The 16,087-nt window shown below is 52.2% G+C and carries 30 protein-coding genes; 24 read left to right on the plus strand and 6 right to left on the minus strand.

Going from position 1 to position 16,087, the window contains the following annotated elements:
* Position 1 precedes the first annotated feature (1 nt).
* The 4 genes from O1722_RS17445 to O1722_RS17460 form a co-directional block, all read right to left on the minus strand.
* Positions 2 to 691: a replication protein P gene (locus tag O1722_RS17445; protein ID WP_058686604.1), complete on the minus strand. Its 690-nt coding sequence runs from the start codon at positions 689 to 691 to the stop codon at positions 2 to 4.
* A complete protein-coding gene (locus O1722_RS17450; protein ID WP_058686603.1) occupies positions 688 to 1,623 on the minus strand; it encodes a replication protein in 936 nt (311 codons plus the stop codon). The genes O1722_RS17445 and O1722_RS17450 overlap by 4 nt, the downstream gene beginning before the upstream one ends.
* 184 nt (positions 1,624 to 1,807) lie before the next feature.
* Positions 1,808 to 2,350: a toxin YdaT family protein gene (locus tag O1722_RS17455; protein WP_032666797.1), complete on the minus strand. Its 543-nt coding sequence runs from the start codon at positions 2,348 to 2,350 to the stop codon at positions 1,808 to 1,810.
* Between the two features lie 3 nt (positions 2,351 to 2,353).
* A complete protein-coding gene (locus O1722_RS17460) occupies positions 2,354 to 2,554 on the minus strand; it encodes a Cro/CI family transcriptional regulator (RefSeq protein WP_017383044.1) in 201 nt (66 codons plus the stop codon).
* Between the two features lie 103 nt (positions 2,555 to 2,657).
* Between O1722_RS17460 and O1722_RS17465 the strand changes: the two genes are divergently transcribed.
* From O1722_RS17465 to O1722_RS17475, 3 genes are all read left to right on the plus strand, one after another.
* A complete protein-coding gene (locus tag O1722_RS17465) occupies positions 2,658 to 3,368 on the plus strand; it encodes a LexA family protein (RefSeq protein WP_017383045.1) in 711 nt (236 codons plus the stop codon).
* A gap of 95 nt (positions 3,369 to 3,463) precedes the next feature.
* Positions 3,464 to 4,006, plus strand: coding sequence for a hypothetical protein (locus O1722_RS17470; protein WP_017383046.1), 543 nt, complete (start codon positions 3,464 to 3,466; stop codon positions 4,004 to 4,006).
* The gene (locus O1722_RS17475) at positions 3,994 to 4,770 is read left to right on the plus strand and encodes a DUF1828 domain-containing protein (protein ID WP_026080590.1); all 777 of its coding nucleotides are present in this window, start codon (positions 3,994 to 3,996) and stop codon (positions 4,768 to 4,770) included. Before O1722_RS17470 ends, O1722_RS17475 begins: the two co-directional genes overlap by 13 nt.
* A 133-nt stretch (positions 4,771 to 4,903) precedes the next feature.
* Here O1722_RS17475 and O1722_RS17480 read toward each other — a convergent pair whose 3' ends face one another.
* Positions 4,904 to 5,101: a hypothetical protein gene (locus O1722_RS17480; RefSeq protein ID WP_023313997.1), complete on the minus strand. Its 198-nt coding sequence runs from the start codon at positions 5,099 to 5,101 to the stop codon at positions 4,904 to 4,906.
* A gap of 505 nt (positions 5,102 to 5,606) precedes the next feature.
* The gene (locus tag O1722_RS17485; RefSeq protein WP_423740170.1) at positions 5,607 to 6,029 is read right to left on the minus strand and encodes an ECs_2282 family putative zinc-binding protein; all 423 of its coding nucleotides are present in this window, start codon (positions 6,027 to 6,029) and stop codon (positions 5,607 to 5,609) included.
* Positions 6,030 to 6,053: 24 nt separating this feature from the next.
* On the opposite strand from O1722_RS17485, the gene O1722_RS17490 reads away from it, so the two are divergent.
* From O1722_RS17490 to O1722_RS17590, 21 genes are all read left to right on the plus strand, one after another.
* On the plus strand, positions 6,054 to 6,338 hold the full coding sequence (locus tag O1722_RS17490; RefSeq protein WP_059512313.1) for a hypothetical protein: 285 nt from the start codon (positions 6,054 to 6,056) through the stop codon (positions 6,336 to 6,338).
* A 49-nt stretch (positions 6,339 to 6,387) separates the two neighbouring features.
* Positions 6,388 to 6,693, plus strand: a complete 306-nt coding sequence (locus tag O1722_RS17495) for a hypothetical protein (protein ID WP_479954365.1) — start codon at positions 6,388 to 6,390, stop codon at positions 6,691 to 6,693.
* 1 nt (position 6,694) lies between these two features.
* Positions 6,695 to 6,853 carry a hypothetical protein gene (locus O1722_RS17500; RefSeq protein ID WP_023294196.1) on the plus strand — a complete coding sequence of 53 codons (159 nt, stop codon included), beginning with the start codon at positions 6,695 to 6,697 and terminating at the stop codon, positions 6,851 to 6,853.
* Entirely contained in the window at positions 6,850 to 7,056 is a 207-nt protein-coding gene (locus O1722_RS17505; RefSeq protein WP_044856894.1) for a cell division protein FtsZ, read from the plus strand. Before O1722_RS17500 ends, O1722_RS17505 begins: the two co-directional genes overlap by 4 nt.
* Positions 7,057 to 7,134: 78 nt before the next feature.
* Complete coding sequence (gene gamL / locus O1722_RS17510) at positions 7,135 to 7,413, plus strand: host nuclease inhibitor GamL (protein ID WP_058686600.1); 279 nt, start codon at positions 7,135 to 7,137, stop codon at positions 7,411 to 7,413.
* 9 nt (positions 7,414 to 7,422) lie between these two features.
* Positions 7,423 to 8,337 (plus strand): recombinase RecT, encoded by a 915-nt coding sequence (locus tag O1722_RS17515; protein WP_058686599.1) that lies wholly within the window; start codon positions 7,423 to 7,425, stop codon positions 8,335 to 8,337.
* A complete protein-coding gene (locus O1722_RS17520) occupies positions 8,334 to 8,816 on the plus strand; it encodes a siphovirus Gp157 family protein (RefSeq protein ID WP_022650962.1) in 483 nt (160 codons plus the stop codon). Before O1722_RS17515 ends, O1722_RS17520 begins: the two co-directional genes overlap by 4 nt.
* A gap of 8 nt (positions 8,817 to 8,824) precedes the next feature.
* Complete coding sequence (locus O1722_RS17525; protein ID WP_058686598.1) at positions 8,825 to 9,253, plus strand: hypothetical protein; 429 nt, start codon at positions 8,825 to 8,827, stop codon at positions 9,251 to 9,253.
* On the plus strand, positions 9,250 to 9,402 hold the full coding sequence (locus O1722_RS17530; protein WP_058686597.1) for a DUF1317 family protein: 153 nt from the start codon (positions 9,250 to 9,252) through the stop codon (positions 9,400 to 9,402). The genes O1722_RS17525 and O1722_RS17530 overlap by 4 nt, the downstream gene beginning before the upstream one ends.
* Positions 9,399 to 10,151: a hypothetical protein gene (locus O1722_RS17535; protein ID WP_058686596.1), complete on the plus strand. Its 753-nt coding sequence runs from the start codon at positions 9,399 to 9,401 to the stop codon at positions 10,149 to 10,151. Before O1722_RS17530 ends, O1722_RS17535 begins: the two co-directional genes overlap by 4 nt.
* 4 nt (positions 10,152 to 10,155) lie before the next feature.
* Positions 10,156 to 10,815, plus strand: coding sequence for an MT-A70 family methyltransferase (locus O1722_RS17540; protein WP_058686595.1), 660 nt, complete (start codon positions 10,156 to 10,158; stop codon positions 10,813 to 10,815).
* Positions 10,812 to 11,030, plus strand: a complete 219-nt coding sequence (locus O1722_RS17545; protein WP_058686594.1) for a hypothetical protein — start codon at positions 10,812 to 10,814, stop codon at positions 11,028 to 11,030. The genes O1722_RS17540 and O1722_RS17545 overlap by 4 nt, the downstream gene beginning before the upstream one ends.
* Positions 11,027 to 11,734: a hypothetical protein gene (locus O1722_RS17550; RefSeq protein WP_058686593.1), complete on the plus strand. Its 708-nt coding sequence runs from the start codon at positions 11,027 to 11,029 to the stop codon at positions 11,732 to 11,734. Before O1722_RS17545 ends, O1722_RS17550 begins: the two co-directional genes overlap by 4 nt.
* Entirely contained in the window at positions 11,731 to 12,597 is an 867-nt protein-coding gene (locus O1722_RS17555) for an MmcB family DNA repair protein (RefSeq protein WP_058686592.1), read from the plus strand. The genes O1722_RS17550 and O1722_RS17555 overlap by 4 nt, the downstream gene beginning before the upstream one ends.
* A complete protein-coding gene (locus O1722_RS17560; RefSeq protein ID WP_058686591.1) occupies positions 12,594 to 12,785 on the plus strand; it encodes a DUF1382 family protein in 192 nt (63 codons plus the stop codon). Before O1722_RS17555 ends, O1722_RS17560 begins: the two co-directional genes overlap by 4 nt.
* Before the next feature lie 91 nt (positions 12,786 to 12,876).
* The gene (locus O1722_RS17565; RefSeq protein WP_058686590.1) at positions 12,877 to 13,095 is read left to right on the plus strand and encodes a TraR/DksA family transcriptional regulator; all 219 of its coding nucleotides are present in this window, start codon (positions 12,877 to 12,879) and stop codon (positions 13,093 to 13,095) included.
* Positions 13,096 to 13,169: 74 nt separating this feature from the next.
* The gene (locus O1722_RS17570) at positions 13,170 to 13,439 is read left to right on the plus strand and encodes a DUF7694 domain-containing protein (RefSeq protein ID WP_230200640.1); all 270 of its coding nucleotides are present in this window, start codon (positions 13,170 to 13,172) and stop codon (positions 13,437 to 13,439) included.
* A 40-nt stretch (positions 13,440 to 13,479) separates the two neighbouring features.
* The gene (locus O1722_RS17575) at positions 13,480 to 14,127 is read left to right on the plus strand and encodes a DUF1281 family ferredoxin-like fold protein (RefSeq protein WP_058686588.1); all 648 of its coding nucleotides are present in this window, start codon (positions 13,480 to 13,482) and stop codon (positions 14,125 to 14,127) included.
* A gap of 369 nt (positions 14,128 to 14,496) precedes the next feature.
* Complete coding sequence (locus O1722_RS17580; protein ID WP_045341128.1) at positions 14,497 to 14,697, plus strand: hypothetical protein; 201 nt, start codon at positions 14,497 to 14,499, stop codon at positions 14,695 to 14,697.
* Positions 14,698 to 14,705: 8 nt separating this feature from the next.
* Positions 14,706 to 15,041: a helix-turn-helix domain-containing protein gene (locus tag O1722_RS17585; protein ID WP_071888795.1), complete on the plus strand. Its 336-nt coding sequence runs from the start codon at positions 14,706 to 14,708 to the stop codon at positions 15,039 to 15,041.
* The gene (locus O1722_RS17590) at positions 14,924 to 16,081 is read left to right on the plus strand and encodes a tyrosine-type recombinase/integrase (RefSeq protein ID WP_226879358.1); all 1,158 of its coding nucleotides are present in this window, start codon (positions 14,924 to 14,926) and stop codon (positions 16,079 to 16,081) included. The genes O1722_RS17585 and O1722_RS17590 overlap by 118 nt, the downstream gene beginning before the upstream one ends.
* Positions 16,082 to 16,087 lie beyond the last annotated feature (6 nt).

The following is a 16,087-nucleotide window of genomic DNA, read 5'->3' on the forward strand; positions in this document are numbered from 1 at the left end:
CTCACACCATCCCGTTCGACTTGTTGCGGTTGTACTTGGCCTGAAGTAGCTGGATCGGCGTAGGCCCATGCTCGGCAGCCGGAGCTGCAATTGCCCGGCGTACCGGCGGCACTGGTTTACCCTCGGTGACGCGCTTCTCCCACATGTCCAGCAGGTCACCGGCTTCACGCGCCAGCTCACCATGAGTTAACTGACGCTCTGTGCTGCGGTGGCGCAGTTCAACGCAGATGTGGTACATGACCGGCTGCGACCAGGGGAAATGCTCACTGGAAGTGAACTCGAACGAACGGTTACGCCAGTCCCAGTATTCGGAGATCACCTGGTCAACGTTGACGCCCAGCACCCCGCCGCTCTGTTTGCACCAGGCGACGAACTGGCCCGGAGACGGCAGGAATGGACGCTCCTGGCGGCGAGCTACACGCATGCCGGCATCGACCTGAGCCATGGTGTGAATCCCGTTCTCCTGAAACGCCAGCAGCCACTGACGGCGGAATTCGTTCAGGTCGCCCTGGGTGCGGAAGTTCGCCATGCTAGCCGGGAACGCGGCACGCAGTTGGTTGAACAGCCCGTTGAACACTTGAGCCACCTGCTCGACCGGTGCGCGTTCCTGGTACTGCTCTGGCAGGTTATGAGCCATGCGGCTCATCTGCTCGCGGTCGTGGTTACGCATCTGCTCTGCAAGAGATTTCATCGAATCACCCCATAAGCCCAGTCAGTGTTGTTGAAGTCCAGATCCGGCTTAGCGGCGCGCTGCTCGGCACCAGCATTGCGCTGCATCGTCAGCTTGTCCCACTGCTTACGCAGGCTTTCAGGGCTCAGGATGTTGGTCTGCCAGAAGTGGTGTTTGCTTGCCCAGTCATACAGCGCGCAGATGTCCTGGTGCGACCGGTTGTCTATCTGGCGCATCAGGCGAACGGTGTTAGACCAGGAGGTCATGTCCGGGGCTTTGCAGGTTGGGTTAATCTGCTTCACCCTGGCAGATATCCACTGGGCGGTTTTGAGGTCTTCAGCCGATCCCCACTTAGCACCGGATGGTGTGTAAATCGCAGCTTCTGGATGAGCTGATAAAAATTTCTTGAGACGTGCGTCAGAGGATTCGTCAGAATTCTCGGACGATAAGTTATTTATATTCTTGTTATTACCTTCTTGTTCATGATGTGCGGGGAATTGTGCGGCCTTATGTGCGGTATACCCATCTGAACCCGCGCCGTTACTGGCTTCATCATGTGCGCCTGTATGTGCGGCTTTATGTGCGGGTAAATCGTCCATTTTTTGAGCATATTCGACGTAGTTCGTGATGGTGATCACCCTGCCTTTTCGCTTCTCTCCTTCGATGGAAATCATCCCTTCGCGGACGAAAACAGACAGCATTCTCTCCACTGCGTCGCGGCTTGTCGGGTTGCCCTGGCGGTCACACAACTGAAGGCCTAGATCCGCAGCAGTGACGACCAGTTGACCGGGTTGCAGAGGCCATTGCTTGCCCTTGAAGAATGCCGTGTATGGCTGTCTGGCTGCGTCAATGAGCAGGTTCTCCCACAGCGCGCGCAGGAAAACATCCTTAGCCCAGGACTTCTTCTTGATGCTCCGGTACAACGGGACGTAACCAGATTTCTGGTTCTCCATCCTGTTGCTCCTTGCGGCTGAGTGCGCCGCGAAATTTGCGTAAGCGACGTTCGACACAGTTAAACCTCCTGCGCCTGGCGTTTTGGATTAGCATTTGTCATAATGACCTCGCACTTGTTATCTGCATTTGCACCTGAAAGTCGGTTCTGTTCGCGCAGACCGGCTTTCGCCATTTTTGTAGTTCTCACATAACCCCCAGCATCGACGTAACCATCGTCATCAGAGGGCCTACCTGCTCCGGCATGAGGCGGAACAGCGACGCTATACCCTCGCTTACCTCTTTCAGCTTCTGATGCTCTGGAGCGTCCAGCAGCACGGCCTGTTTAGCCTCAGCGAGTTCTTTCTCGGCTTCAGCCAGACGAGACATTTTGCAATCGGCACCGATAAGGCGAGTGCGATACTCAACAGGCAGCACGGCCATGATTGCGGGCGTCAGCTGGCGCACGTTCTCGCGGTACTGCTCGGAGTCGAAGCGATTATCCAGGAAGCGAAACAGTTTCTGGCGCGCCCGGCTGATGTCTTCCGGAAAGCTGATGGCGGTACCGCCCTGCTCCCGGTATTCGTTAATGATCAGCGCCGAAACGACGTCCTGATTGTCCAGCGCCGACGACCATGCCCGGACCGCATCGCGGATCTTTTCGTGGTCTGGCGCCGCTTTAGCTTGAGCGCGGTTTATCATCGCTCCCGGGTGTAATCCGGTATTGTGTTGATAAGTAAGTGATTGCATGTGCTATTCCTGATGTTCCTGCTTCTTGCTATGAGGAAAATCGCGGTATTCGACCGCCTTCACCTCGCCAGTAGGAAGCTTGTTGATAAAAATCTGACGACCAACCCTGATCGCTTTACTAATTGCCGTTTGGTGAACGCCGATGGCATCAGCTGCTTTGGCCTGACCTACCTCGCCAACAAACTCAGCTAAAGAAATTTTCATGTGGTTGCTCCATTGAGTGCATAACCAAACAATACCAGAAGTATTACACAAATCAATACTTGCGGTATTTTTAAAATATGAGCTTTGGTATTAATATCTGATAATGGAAAAGAAAAAGATTCTCACCCCCGCTCAAGTGGCTGATTCACAGCGTTTAAAAGCCCTTTACGAAGCGAAGAAAAAAGAACTGGGTATTACTCAGCAATCCATTGCGGACGCGCTGGACATTTCTCAGGGTGCCGTCGGCCATTACCTCAATGGAAGGAATGCCTTAAATACAGCGGTAGCATCGGTCTTTGCCAGGCTTCTTGGGGTTAGTGTCTCTGATTTCAGCCCGTCACTTGCGAAGGATATCTCTGATATGAGCTCGGTGGCGTCGGAAAATACTTCTTTCGCAGGGCATTATTCACCTGGCTCAAAATATCCGGTGATTAGCAAAGTTCAGGCGGGCGCCTGGTGTGAAGCGGTTGAGCCGTACACCCTAAAGGATATAGACCTTTGGCTTGAATCAGATGCTCACATTCAAGGTGAGGCATTCTGGCTACAGGTAGATGGTGACTCAATGACAGCACCGGCGGGTCTTAGCATCCCAGAAGGAACCTTTGTCCTCTTCGATACTGGGCGCGAGGCGATCAACGGCAGCCTAGTAATAGCAAAGCTATCCGATTCGAACGAGGCAACATTTAAGAAGTTAGTGATCGACGGTGCGCAGAAGTACCTGAAGGGTTTAAATCCACAGTGGCCATTGGTAGCGGTGAATGGTAACTGTCGAATTATCGGTGTTGCAGTAGAGACGAAGATGCGGCTGGTGTGAGCGGAAAGATGTTCTGGTCAGCGCATGGTTGGTGAGTAGATATTGAGCGTCTATAAGCGCTCACATGACAATAATATTCAGGATGATATCAATCAGTGGCTAAAAAAGGTGACTTTAAGCCTACTCAGAAAGAGGTTGATCAGGCCATTTCTCGTCCCAAAAAAGTAACCTTTAATGGTGTTACTTGGAATGGTAGCGAGGGCCGCACTCCGATCTGGTTTAAGCTGGATCTCAAGGCTTTTGATGATAATGGCAATCCAATAACTGGCGTAAGATTCATGCTGCATTGGCGCGCACCTATCGTTGAAGGTGTTGATATCGTGAAGCTTTCTTTTGTCATGTTTTTTCATGATAAGCGAATTTATGCTCTCGACCCATACCCAGCTGATAACAAGCCTCACCGCAATAGATCTATAATTAATCATCCGGACTTTGTTGAGGTTGCTCGCGGCCCGCACTATCACATGTACTTCGAAGCGGCCGGTGAGGAGATAGCACTAAAACTCGATACCGACATCAGCCCGGATGACTTTTTGGGCTACTGGAATTATTTCTGTCGGGCGCTTAATATCACTTATGAAGGCCAACCGCCTTTACCAAATCAAGACAAATCAGGTCAGCTATCATGGGAAATGTAACGTGTTCAACAGTAATATCTAAGCTCGGGTTTGAATGCCACCCAATGAGCGACACGTTGCTGCGCGTTGTTAGCCCATTTACTTACTATGACGATAGTGAGCATATAAGCGTATTTGTTCAGGAAATGAGTGGTCAGTATAGGATCACCGATTACTGCGACACGTTAATGAACATTGAGGCTAGAGGCATCCACCTGACGAAAAAGAAAATTGACTTGATAAGGTCATCTCTCGCATCGCAGGGCATCACTCTGAATGATTCTGGCGAAATATCCGCCTGGGCCGATGAGCTTTCTGTTGGGCAGGTTACGGCTAGCGTCATAAGAGGTGGACTGCTGGCATCTGCTCAAACCGCTGATTGGTATGCGGAAGTTAAAGATGATAAGTTTGAAAAATGCGTGATTAGTTATCTAAAATCCGTAGGACTTGGTACAAGGTTGGCACTAAAAGAGAAGGTGCGGGGCATTAGCGGGCATAACATCACCGTTCCATTAACCTTAAGAAATGAGTCTCCACTTGTAGCTCCAAAGCGAGGGTTTACAGTCAGCTTATCCAGCAGTAAAGGCTGGAATACTGCTCACTCAACTGTGGGGAAAATAGTGGATTTAAGCCAGGCAGTCCCAGCCATAAGCAATAGATTTGTGATTGTTGATAGTGATGGCTTAACACCTGAATTACAGCAGTTATCATTGCTTTTCAATGACACAGCTTTAGTGCTCCCTTTCCACAGCAGGGACACCTGGATAGAATCACTCGTCGCCTAAACTAACCCGGCCACCGCGCCGGGTTTTTTATTGCCCACCCATAAAGCTATCCCCCATTCTGCCGATAACTATCCAGCCTGAAGCTGATAACAATAACTATCGCAACACTACCTGCCCGCCCGTGCGGGCTTTTTTATTGCCCCTTCCTCACCAACTCCGCAGCATCCCTGTTAGCTCCCTTCCCTATCACGTTTCCTGTTTCCTTCCGGTACTGCTTCAGCTTGTCGATGATGTTTTGCTGGGTCATGGGTAAATCAGCCAGTGACAATTCCATCACCGCCCGCCCCATCGCCTGAATTTTCATGCTTATACGCTCTTCATCCAGAACCATGCACATCCCTCCTGCTGTTTTTTTAAGCGTAGCACTGGTATTTACAAAAATAAAATCACATCAAATTCATACTCTTAGTATTAATCAAAGATTTATTAATACTGGCGGTATTGCTATATATTAATACCGCTAGTATTGTTAACCCATCGAAACGAAACATCGACAGCTGAGCGAAGTTAGCCAGCGGCGGACAGCAAGTCGCCTGCTCATTAAGAATTCAGTCAAGCAGCAAATCACCCGGAGCGCTCCTGGCAAATTGAAATGGCGCCCAATGGGATTGAGGCAGGTGTGTAACGCGTGGCGGGTATAGCACACGAAGAGGACTCCGCACCGGAATGGTTTGCTGCTCAGTTCCCGAACATCGGGGAAGCTTTACCAGCAGCTCTTTGCGAGGGGCTGACGGTAAACAAAGAGAGGAGTGTGTATGGCAGATAAAAAAACGGCGCCACTACTGCTTAACGTAGACGCCAGTGAGGTTCTCACTCAGTTCGGGGAGCTTTTAAAGTTACTTGAACTTCCAGCCAGTTCCTTTCAGGGAATTCCTGAGCATGTCATCGATCTGTTTTTTGACCGTGTCCGTGGCCTGATTGACAACATCGTCCTTAGTGATTTCGCGACCACAGTCAGCACAACTGACGCCGGTGAAATTTGTCTCAAAGTCAAAATCATCGGGCTGGTTGAACATCTCACTTCCGCAGTCAGGGCACACGGTCCGCATGGTTTGCATGAATATATCCTTTCTACTGTTGGGGAGATTAAAGAGTAAGCGATTTCTTGCTGTTGGGGAATAGCGGGAAAGCGCGCGCCGGGCGCGGATAAATATCCCGGCACCAACTGGAATGTTTTGTAGTGCAGTGAATTGCAGCTGCATCGGCGGCAACCGGAAGATAAGCACCCGGCGCTGCACCACAAAGCATTTCTCCCGCATCAGCGGGTAACGACAGAGGGTTTTATGGCAGACGACGATTATACGATGGGCGAGTTTTGGCGAGACATGAAGCCAGAACTTAAAGAGCGGCGCAGGATAGCGCGCAACTCAGCGCATGAAGGGATGAAGGCATTCTTTCAGCGTAATGGCGTTGAGTTCGAAGAGGGAGAGAACACCCTCATATTTCGCACGCCGCAAGGAACTGTTGCTTATTACCCGCCAAGCAAGCGGATGCAGCATAAAACCACATGGCGAACATGCAGCCCTACAGCATGCATGAATTACGTCAACAAACTCAGAGCCGCCTAACCAGCGGCTTTTTTTCATACCTCACCGTTCTCGATGAGTGCGGTTAGTTATGACAACCGGCGGCCATCCACCGCCTTCACATTTTTTGCAAGCGCAGAAGTCTTGTTTAACGTTCGGCGGCGCGGCCTTAAGCGCGGAGATGATTATGAGTACAACGGAAAATGTCGTGATTTTATACATATCGGTGGGAGTGGCGACGGCGATTTTTGTCCTTACTTTCAACCTTTTTGTAAAAAAAGAGAATCGCTTATCCATTGAGGAAATAGTTTTGATTCTTGCCAGGTTCTCGTGTTCAAAGCCTGTGATTGTCACTTTCATGGCGCTTTTTGCTTGGATAATACTTAAGAGGTTCTGATATGACAGTCACCCACAACGGCAAGCAGTACACCGCCAAAAAGCTCAACGATAACGAGTGGCAGCTGACGTCGGTATCGGCACCGCGCGACAAGTTGACTCTTAACCGCTGGCAGATGCATATCGCTGGCCTCCTGGAACAGGTTGAGGTGAAGGTATGATTGGAATGCACTACGGCACCGCATCAGTGCCACGTGGCGAGGTTTTACCGGGCACAATGCTGCAACACCACGGTAAAACTTATCGCGCCTCTGCGAACGTTGAGAAAGGCCTGTACGCCTTCAACATCTTCGAAAAAACCATCATCAAAAGTGATTCCGTCGTTGTGCTGCTGAATGAGCGCGGCGAGCCAATGGTTCACTGATACCAACCAACCTATTCAACCGATCGGCCTGGCATTACGCGGGCGGGATCTGCACATCCAAATTTCAGGAGTTCAGCCATGAACGCATACCTCACTTACGACCGCATCGAAGATCGGCGCTGGGTTGAACAGCAACTCACAGACGAGAAAGAAAAGTGGATCGACGATCGGGCGAAAGAGCTGATTGCCATGTTCCCTGCGAAACCTCTGGAAATGAGCAGTTTGTTCCTGCCCCAGGAAGCCCAGTTTGCGCTTATCGGAGAAAAGGCCGAAGAGGCATACAACGAATACATAACGGCCTGCGCATATGCCCGCGCCGAAGAAGAATGGCGGCGCCAAGCGCCCTGCCCGTTTTAAGGAGTTATTATGAGCTTCGATCTGATTCAGTTCGTTAAGGAGCAGGAGCCGCTGTTTGTCGGCGCACTTACCGACCAGTCTCTGACATGGGCAAAGGAATGCCAGTTCGCTATCCAGTTATTCCAGCGCAATCAAAAATTGGCAGAAACGGCGATTGCCAACCCCACCAGCGCCCAGAACGCGATCATCAACGTTGCAGCGGTCGGCATAAGCCTGAACCCTGCCAGCAAACTGGCTTATCTGGTTCCGCGCGACGGTATGGTCTGCCTCGATATCAGCTACATGGGCCTTCTGCACATTGCCCAGTCGGCTGGCGTCATCAGGTGGGGCCAGTGCAAGCTCGTTCATGCTGGCGACGACTACGAGACGCTGGGTCTCGATAAGGCGCCAGCTCACAAATACAACCCATTTGCTACACCTGACGATCGCGGCGCCGTTATCGGTGGCTACTGCACAGTTAAAACCGCTGATGGCGACTATCTCACTGAAGAGATGAGTCTCGCTGAGATAGAAGAAATCAGGAAAGTGAGCAAAGCGGGAACATCACCAAAAGGCCCATGGGTCAACTTCTGGTCTGAGATGGCCAGGAAGACGATCGTCAAAAGAGCATATAAATACTGGCCGCGTGCTGACCGTCTGGATAATGCCGTCGATGTGCTCAACGAGAGCGAAGGCATATACACCGAGCCAGTTATGCCCTACACCCCTGAAAGCGAAATCATCCAGTCGGAAGAAAACGCAAAACAGGAACTTATCAACACCATCCAGTCGCTATGTGAGGACATGAAGCAGGCGAAAAATATGCATGCTCTCAAAACTCACTTCCAGGCAGCTTACAAAATGACGGTCGGAATGCAGCTTCAACAAGAGGTTCAGGCCGTCTATGCCAAGTGCAAAGCAAAATTCGAAGAGGTTACGCAATGACAGCCCTTTACCAGATCGCCAATGATTTCGCAAAGCTGACTGATTCAGGAATGGAGCCTGAAATGATAGCCGACACTCTCGATGGGATTGAGTGGGAGCTGGAAGCAAAGGTCGAGCAGATCCTTGCTGTCTGCAAAAACGAATCTGCTTATGCCGAGGCGCTGAAAGAAGAAAGCAAGCGCCTTGCAGAGCGCGCAAAAGCCGCAGAAAACCGTGTGGCGAGCATGAAAGATTATGTAGCCACCTCCCTCGAAACAGCAGGGAAGAAATCACTGAAGGCAGGCATTCATCAGGTAACGGTTCGCGCGCCGTCTAAGTCAGTTGAAATTACGGATGCCAGTGCGCTTCCTCCTGAATTCGTCGAATACGAGACGAGCATCAAGCCAGATAAATTGGCTATCAAACACCAAATCGAAGCTGGCGTGGATGTACCTGGCGCGCAAATAAAACTCGGCAAACCTTCACTCCTTATTAAGTAGGTGCCGCCATGAAACGCACCCCCTTCTACCGCAGGCCCGGGCGAACCGGGAAATTCTCCGGCCTCCGTGAGCGCGTTATCTGGATGATTCAGACGCGCGGCCGCCCGGTCACCGGTAGCGAAATCGCTGAGAAGTTTGGCGTAACGCTCATCGAGTTTAACCGGGTCGCTAACGGCATCACCCGCGGCACCGGGCAGATTGCGCAGATCGTTGAGTCGGAAAAATGGCTCAACGAGGACGGCATCTGCGACCGCACTTTCGACCTCGTCACGAAGCCGAAGGTTGTAACGCCGCAGGGTAAATCCCGCCTGTTCACCCGGCGCGCCATAGAGCAATCGCAGGAAGGCAGACGGCAGGAGTGCATTCAACGTGCCGCCCGCCGTAGCCGCCTGATTGCTCAAGGCCTCTACATCGACGAAATGGAGTCCATCCTATGACTCACGCTCACGACGAAATCAGTGTTGGCACGCTGTGCCTTCCCTTCATTGGTAACGGCTGGCTAATGCCATGGGGTGAAGTGGTCAGCAATCCATTAAAGGCGCAGCGGCTCGCTGAGGAATATCGGGAAAGGCAGGAGGCGGCTTGATACATTTCCATGGTGGACCAATCACGCCGGACACATGCGCCCTGAAGGCATGGAAAGGCAGGCACGCTTTCATCTCCTTCGCCAACCCAGGCCAATTATCCCTGGCCAGCGAAGTCACCCAGTCTTTCGCGCTGGATAACGGCGCATTCAGCTTCTGGACGAAAAAGCGCGTTGTTAACTGGAATGACTACTACGCGTTTGTAGGTCGCTGGATGAATCACCCTCGCTTTGCTTTTGCTGTTATCCCTGACGTGATAGGCGGGACCAGTGAAGAGAACGATGCGTTAATCGCCGAGTGGCCGCACGGCAAAGTAGTCGGCGCGCCGGTGTGGCACATGAACGAGCCCGATGAACGTTTCTTCCGCCTGTGTCGGGAATTTCCGCGCGTATGCATCGGTAGCATGGGTGAATACGACGCGAAGCGCCCGCGCTCATGTCGGGCAAAGTTACGCGATCTCATCCGTCACATTGTCGATGTAAACGGTTATCCGATAACAAAGCTTCACGGCCTGCGCATGCTGAACGCCGATATCTTCCGCCATATCCCGCTGTCGTCAGCCGATAGTACAAACGTTGCGCGCAACATCGGAATCGACAAGGCGTGGGATAAATCAGCCTACGCACCGGCAAGCAAAGAAACACGCGCTGCGGTGCTGGTCGAACGCATTGAAGCCTTTAACTCTGCAAGTTCGCTGAATTACGACGCAGAACGCGATCGGTTCACACCACAACTTGCTTTCGAGGTGTAATTCCATGACCGGAAAATACGCTCTTATATACGCTGATCCGCCCTGGTCTTACGGCAACACCATCAGCAACGGCGCCGCTGCCGACCACTACCCCACCATGAAACTCATCGACATCAAGCGCCTGCCTGTGTGGGAGCTTGCCGCCGAAAACGCGGTGCTGGCGATGTGGTACACCGGCACGCATAACCAGGAGGCTATCGAACTGGCCGAGGCCTGGGGCTTTACCGTTCGCACGATGAAGGGCTTTACCTGGGTGAAGCTGAATCAGAACGCGGAACTGCGCATCAACAAGGCGCTGGCCGAGGGTGAAGTCACCGACTTTTACTACTTCCTCGATTTGCTTAACGCCGAGACGCGCATGAACGGCGGCAACCACACCCGGGCCAATACTGAAGACCTGCTGATTGCCACCCGCGGCACCGGGCTGGAGCGACAGCACGCCGGGATTAAGCAGGTGGTATACAGCCCGCTCGGCGCACACAGCGAAAAGCCGTGGGAAGTTCGCCACCGGCTGGAGCTGCTTTACGGTGATGTGCCGCGCATTGAGCTATTTAGCCGCAGCGCGGCGCCGGGCTGGGATCACTGGGGAAATCAGTGCGACACCGCCGCGGTTGAATTGCTACCCGGCTACGCCATCGATGTTGTGAAAACGGAGGCCGCATGACGCCAGCAAATGAAAACGCCATCCGCGCAGCCTGCCGCCGCTGCACCGAAGAAATTAAGCAGGCCATGCGCAAAAAGCCAAAGCCGAACTGGAACGCCACAGTGACGCCCATCATCCGGAAACACCACCAACAAATTGCGCCTCTGGGGGTTAGCCTCCTGGAGTTCATCTCTTACGCAGGCCGCCTTAACGGGCGGTTTGGAGCCGAACAATGATTCGCCGAAAAATCGATACATCAACCCGATTTCTGCTTGATACCGCCTTTCATCGAATGGAGATAATCCGTGATGATGGGCTCTACCGCCACCTGCGAATGAAGCAGCCCGGCACGTCATGTTATTACTTCGACATTATCACCTGGCCGGGATATCTGACTGTTACCGGCGACATGGGCACCTGGACATTTTCTCGCATAGCGGACATGTTCGACTTTTTCGGTCCGTGGCAAGACGGGATTAACACCGGTTACTGGTCTGAAAAGCTCGAGGCTGGCGCTGGCTATTCGGCGTGTGAGCTATTGGCGAAAGAGTACGATCACGATGCTTTTTGCCGAAGCCTGAAGGAATCAATGAGCGAGTATCTGGAAGATACCCCAGAAGACCAGCAGGAAGACGAAGACTGGGATGATGAAGACGATACTCCAGACAGTGATAAAGCCAAAGTTCGTGAGATAGTCCGTGAATTATGCCGCGGTGGGTTTAGCAATGATTGGGAAGCATACCAGGCTGTTTATAACGCTGATTGGCCCGAAAGTTGGAGTGCGTGGGACGTCTGCGACGGGCTGACATTCAAGACCTACACCAGCCACTTCCGCTGGATACTCTTTGCCATCACCTGGTCGATCTCCAAATACCACAATACAAAGCTGGTCGACAAGGCGATGGGAACCTTTCTTGCTTTCAAAGGAGCAACCCAATGATCGAAAAGAAATGGGGTCATAACGAACTTGCTCATGACCTTGCAGAGCATTTACGCCAGAACACAGCGCGCATCTGCTGGGAGGACATGCAACTAGGGCCCGCCGGTACGTGTCGACCGGACGTCTACTCTATTGCTCACAGCTACAGCAAATTCTGCCCTGTCGTCTATGAGGTAAAAGTCAGCGTAAGTGATTTCCGGGCTGACGTTACAGCAGGCAAATACACCAAATACTTCAACTACGCAGGCGGCGTTGTTTTTGCAGTTCCTGAAGGCATGCTCAAGAAAAGCGACATCCCAGATGGTTGCGGCTTGATGATCCGGAAGGAAACTGGATGGCATACCCTCAAGGGGCCGACAATGCGCCAGATTGATACCCTTCCTCGCGATGCCTGGATGAAGCTGCTTATGGATGGCATGACCCGGCAGGCAGAGAGAACCCAAATAAAAAGCCGCGTAATCAACACCTACCTCAGCGAACAAAAACTTATGAAGCGACATGGCAGCGAAATCGCCGATCTTGTTTGTCGAGCGCATAGATCGAAAGAGCGGCTTGAGCAGTATGTTAGGGATAACGAAGAAAGGCTGAAGAACCTGCGCCAGGAAGGTGAAGAGGAGATGCAACGCCGACGTAAGCGCCGGGAGGAATCGGAGGAAAGGTTAACCGACGCTCAGCAAGATCTGGCGAAAGCACTTGGCCTCGACCCAAATGTCCCTATGTATGTTCTGACAAGGACACTATGGGAAGCAATGCGCCGACTGACCGAGGATGAAGAGATAAAGAGGTTGCGAGGAATATTGTCCAACCTTGAGCGCACGCTGAATGACGGTCTGAAACCATTACCCGGGGAGAAAGCCGCATGAACAGGGCATCGCCAGTCGATTTGAGAAAAGGCCTCGAAATCGCCAACCACCTCGCACACATCGGGATTCGCTTTGTGCCGATCCCGGTGGCTACCGAGGAAGAATTCCAGACGCTGGCCGCCGAGCTATCTCGACGGCTTGAGCAGATGGCTGTCGAAGCCGAAAAGAATGAAGGCGGTGCCGCATGAAGGCAATAATCACCAGGTCGCTAAGTCGGCCTTTTTTATTGCTGGCGTTCACATTCAACCGTATTAACCGACAGTTCCGGGAGCATTGACCATGGCCGATATCATCGACACCGCAGCAGAGATTGAAGAGCTTCAGCGTAACGCAGCCCTTTCCGCTCACCGGCTCAACCGTAACGCCGTATCGGCTGAGCATTGCGCTGAATGCGGCGAGGATATCCCGGCTCCGCGGCGCGCTGCCGTTCCCGGCTGCCAGACGTGCGCGGAGTGCCAAATTGTTATCGAACTAAAAAATAAGCAGAGTGGAGTTTAAAGGTGATCGGAATACTCAAGTCGGTACCGGAATCGCAATGGCCGGTACGGTGCCACGACCCCAAACGGAGCAACGTGTGGGCTAACTCTTACTTTCTGGTCCAGGAGTTTCAGGAAGACGACGGCGTCATCCGTCTGACGGTGAACACCACCAGCATTGGAGGTTCAGGCCGGTGGAAGGATGGCATCAGCTGGGATGCGTTGCAGGAGATAAAGTCAGCCGTTGGATATGGGGATCGGGATGCCGTGGAGATTTATCCGCGGGATTCTGATGTGGTGAACGTGGCGAACATGCGCCACCTGTGGATTACGCCAGAGCCGATTAGCTTCGCCTGGCGGAAGTAATTTTACGCTGCGCGCCCAGCGTGCGGCATAAGGATAAACAATGCCTAATCACGTAACAAATCGCCTGACAATCACAGGTGACGAGAAGTCTTTGTCTGAACTTTTTAATGCCTGCTTCCGAAAACAAAAACGTGAGGTTCCTGATTTCTGGCACGAGAAAGCAAATGATGTAGAAGCTGACGAAAAAAGTCGTAAAGAGTGGTCTGAGCGCATCGCTGATCTCGAAGCTCAAGAGCCGTTTGATGTGTTCGACTTCAACCGAATTATTCCAGCGCCTGCATTCATTTTTACTGGCGACGCTCTAACAGGTGGTAGTCGGGAAGAGTCAACCGGCCGTAATTGGTACGAATTTAATTCTAAGCGATGGGGTACGAAGTGGAACGCCTACGACATGTCTATTGTCGAGCACACCGACTCAAAACTGGTCATTAAATTCGATACAGCCTGGAGCATCCCCGAGCCAATTATCAATGAATTAGTCACTTGGTTCCCTGAGTTGATGTTCTTCCATGAGTTTTATGACGAAGGGGGATGGTTCTTTGGTGATCGAACATATCAGGCTGGTGCATTAGCAGTAGATCGCTACATCAACGGAGACGATCGCAAAAATCATCACGAAATGGAAAAGCGCCTTTGCATTGAATTGAAAGGATGGGATCCAGATTCCGACGAAGAAGAGGACGACTGACGCAACTGATAGCCAGTTATGAGCTGGCTATTGGGTGCGAAAGCCCGTTATCCCTTTTGCCCGGCCACGCGCCGGGCTACTTTTTGGGAGTTCACCATGCAAATAACTCTTCCGAAGTGGATTGGCTTTCTAATTATGCTGATTCTCCGCCCTGGCATTACTGCATCCTGCGCTGCATATCTGATGCTATATGCAGATGGCAGTTGGTATCACTTCCTATCTGGCGCACTGGCCTTCAAATCCTGCATCGAAACTCACGACATTTACAAAGAGGTCAGAGATGCAAGGTAATCCCGTTATCTGGCTCATCGCCGCACTTATGGTGCTGGGCGCTCTCATCTCATTTCTTCACGAACCGGAAGGTGTGCAATGGCTGCTTTTAATGTGGGCGCATTAGTCCAGAAGAAGACCGGCGGTATACATGGCGTGGTGGATAGCCAACTGGAACCGGAAGGCGTTCACCCGAAAGCCTGGGTGCGATGGGATGACGGCAATTATTCAGTGCACGCGGAAAACGAATTACGCGCGGCAACACCCGACGGCCCGCAGTTTTATAAAACAATGTCATAGGAGGGGAGATGGTTACAGCAGAGCCACTCACTGCGCAAAAGGCAGCGAAACTCCTGAAAGTCTCACCGAGAACTGTCTACCGTCTTATCGACTCGGGGCAGCTGGCCGGGAAGAAAATCGGGAACAAATACCGAACGACCGACGTCGCCTGTATTGCGTATTTACATGACCCGCGCGATCCTGTTTCCGCGAGCGCGGGTGAACATAAAGGAGAAATTTTATGTCAATCACCCTCAGAGGCGGCGTCTGGCACTGTCATTTCGTTACGCCGTCAGGGAAAAGAATTAGACGATCTCTTGGTACGGGGGACAAGAAACAAGCGCAGGAGCTGCACGACAAGCTGAAGGCAGAAGCGTGGCGGGTTGATAAAATCGGGGAACTGCCGACGAGGACGTTTGAGGAATGTTGCATCAGGTGGATCCGTGAGAAGGAGCATAAGCGGTCACTCGATGACGATAAGACCAAAATCGAATACTTCCTGCGGCATTTCTCCGGCCGGGATATTTCAACCATCACAGCTGATCAGGTTCATGAGGCTGTTTCGAAGATGGTCAACCGTAAGCATATTCAGGTCTGGGAGTCGCGCAGGGACGCGGCTATACGCCGGGGGAAGGAACCGCCTCCGTATGTTGAGAAACCGGTAAGCCAGGCCACAAAGAGTCAGCACCTTTCTTTCATGCGATCTCTGTTCAAGGCTGCGGCTAATGACTGGGGCTGGATTAAAACGGCCCCGGTTATAAAAACGAAAAAGCCGATCAGCAAACGCATCCGATGGCTGACCAGGGACGAGGCAGAACGGCTTATCTCCTGCATGCCGGAGTCGATAAAGCCGGTGGTGATATTTGCACTGGCAACCGGCCTGCGCCGCTCCAACATCATTGATCTGGAGTGGCAGCAGGTCGATATGCAGAGAAAGGTTGCATGGGTAAATCCGGAGAACGCGAAGGCGGGCAAGGCTATCGGCGTGGCTCTGAATGATACCGCATGCAGGGTGTTAAGGGATCAGATCGGGAAAAGTTCCAGGTGGGTATTCGTTCACACGAAGCCATCAACGCGCCCGGATAAAACCGTCACTCCGGCTGTCCGCAAAATGCGAGTGGATGACAATGTCGCCTGGCGCATTGGACTAGAAAGAGCGGGTATAGAGGACTTCCGTTTTCACGACCTCCGGCATACCTGGGCGAGCTGGTTAATTCAGTCCGGCGTGCCGTTGTCCGTTCTGCAAGAAATGGGCGGCTGGGAGTCCATCGAAATGGTACGTCGATACGCTCACCTGGCACCGAACCACTTAAGCGAACACGCACGGAAAATTGATGCCATTTTTGGCAACCATGACACAAATACGACACAAGGAGAAAATCAGGCTGGCTTGAAACTGGCGTAAGCGCCT

Source organism: Enterobacter cloacae complex sp. HYC003_NIDB (assembly GCF_056673375.1).

Excerpts from the sequence above, each read along its gene's own strand:
- O1722_RS17495 (WP_479954365.1), top strand. The coding sequence starts at position 6,388 with ATGACAACCGGCGGCCATCCACCGCCTTCACATTTTTTGCAAGCGCAG.
- O1722_RS17575 (WP_058686588.1), top strand. The coding sequence starts at position 13,480 with ATGCCTAATCACGTAACAAATCGCCTGACAATCACAGGTGACGAGAAG.
- O1722_RS17450 (WP_058686603.1), bottom strand. The coding sequence starts at position 1,623 with ATGGAGAACCAGAAATCTGGTTACGTCCCGTTGTACCGGAGCATCAAG.
- O1722_RS17545 (WP_058686594.1), top strand. The coding sequence starts at position 10,812 with ATGACGCCAGCAAATGAAAACGCCATCCGCGCAGCCTGCCGCCGCTGC.
- O1722_RS17525 (WP_058686598.1), top strand. The coding sequence starts at position 8,825 with ATGAAACGCACCCCCTTCTACCGCAGGCCCGGGCGAACCGGGAAATTC.
- O1722_RS17465 (WP_017383045.1), top strand. The coding sequence starts at position 2,658 with ATGGAAAAGAAAAAGATTCTCACCCCCGCTCAAGTGGCTGATTCACAG.
- O1722_RS17580 (WP_045341128.1), top strand. The coding sequence starts at position 14,497 with ATGGCTGCTTTTAATGTGGGCGCATTAGTCCAGAAGAAGACCGGCGGT.
- O1722_RS17500 (WP_023294196.1), top strand. The coding sequence starts at position 6,695 with ATGACAGTCACCCACAACGGCAAGCAGTACACCGCCAAAAAGCTCAAC.
- O1722_RS17460 (WP_017383044.1), bottom strand. The coding sequence starts at position 2,554 with ATGAAAATTTCTTTAGCTGAGTTTGTTGGCGAGGTAGGTCAGGCCAAA.
- O1722_RS17550 (WP_058686593.1), top strand. The coding sequence starts at position 11,027 with ATGATTCGCCGAAAAATCGATACATCAACCCGATTTCTGCTTGATACC.
- O1722_RS17555 (WP_058686592.1), top strand. The coding sequence starts at position 11,731 with ATGATCGAAAAGAAATGGGGTCATAACGAACTTGCTCATGACCTTGCA.
- O1722_RS17455 (WP_032666797.1), bottom strand. The coding sequence starts at position 2,350 with ATGCAATCACTTACTTATCAACACAATACCGGATTACACCCGGGAGCG.
- O1722_RS17540 (WP_058686595.1), top strand. The coding sequence starts at position 10,156 with ATGACCGGAAAATACGCTCTTATATACGCTGATCCGCCCTGGTCTTAC.
- O1722_RS17490 (WP_059512313.1), top strand. The coding sequence starts at position 6,054 with ATGGCAGACGACGATTATACGATGGGCGAGTTTTGGCGAGACATGAAG.
- O1722_RS17445 (WP_058686604.1), bottom strand. The coding sequence starts at position 691 with ATGAAATCTCTTGCAGAGCAGATGCGTAACCACGACCGCGAGCAGATG.
- O1722_RS17560 (WP_058686591.1), top strand. The coding sequence starts at position 12,594 with ATGAACAGGGCATCGCCAGTCGATTTGAGAAAAGGCCTCGAAATCGCC.
- O1722_RS17475 (WP_026080590.1), top strand. The coding sequence starts at position 3,994 with ATGGGAAATGTAACGTGTTCAACAGTAATATCTAAGCTCGGGTTTGAA.
- O1722_RS17505 (WP_044856894.1), top strand. The coding sequence starts at position 6,850 with ATGATTGGAATGCACTACGGCACCGCATCAGTGCCACGTGGCGAGGTT.
- O1722_RS17585 (WP_071888795.1), top strand. The coding sequence starts at position 14,706 with ATGGTTACAGCAGAGCCACTCACTGCGCAAAAGGCAGCGAAACTCCTG.
- gamL (WP_058686600.1), top strand. The coding sequence starts at position 7,135 with ATGAACGCATACCTCACTTACGACCGCATCGAAGATCGGCGCTGGGTT.
- O1722_RS17515 (WP_058686599.1), top strand. The coding sequence starts at position 7,423 with ATGAGCTTCGATCTGATTCAGTTCGTTAAGGAGCAGGAGCCGCTGTTT.
- O1722_RS17530 (WP_058686597.1), top strand. The coding sequence starts at position 9,250 with ATGACTCACGCTCACGACGAAATCAGTGTTGGCACGCTGTGCCTTCCC.
- O1722_RS17480 (WP_023313997.1), bottom strand. The coding sequence starts at position 5,101 with ATGGTTCTGGATGAAGAGCGTATAAGCATGAAAATTCAGGCGATGGGG.
- O1722_RS17485 (WP_423740170.1), bottom strand. The coding sequence starts at position 6,029 with ATGCGGGAGAAATGCTTTGTGGTGCAGCGCCGGGTGCTTATCTTCCGG.
- O1722_RS17565 (WP_058686590.1), top strand. The coding sequence starts at position 12,877 with ATGGCCGATATCATCGACACCGCAGCAGAGATTGAAGAGCTTCAGCGT.
- O1722_RS17520 (WP_022650962.1), top strand. The coding sequence starts at position 8,334 with ATGACAGCCCTTTACCAGATCGCCAATGATTTCGCAAAGCTGACTGAT.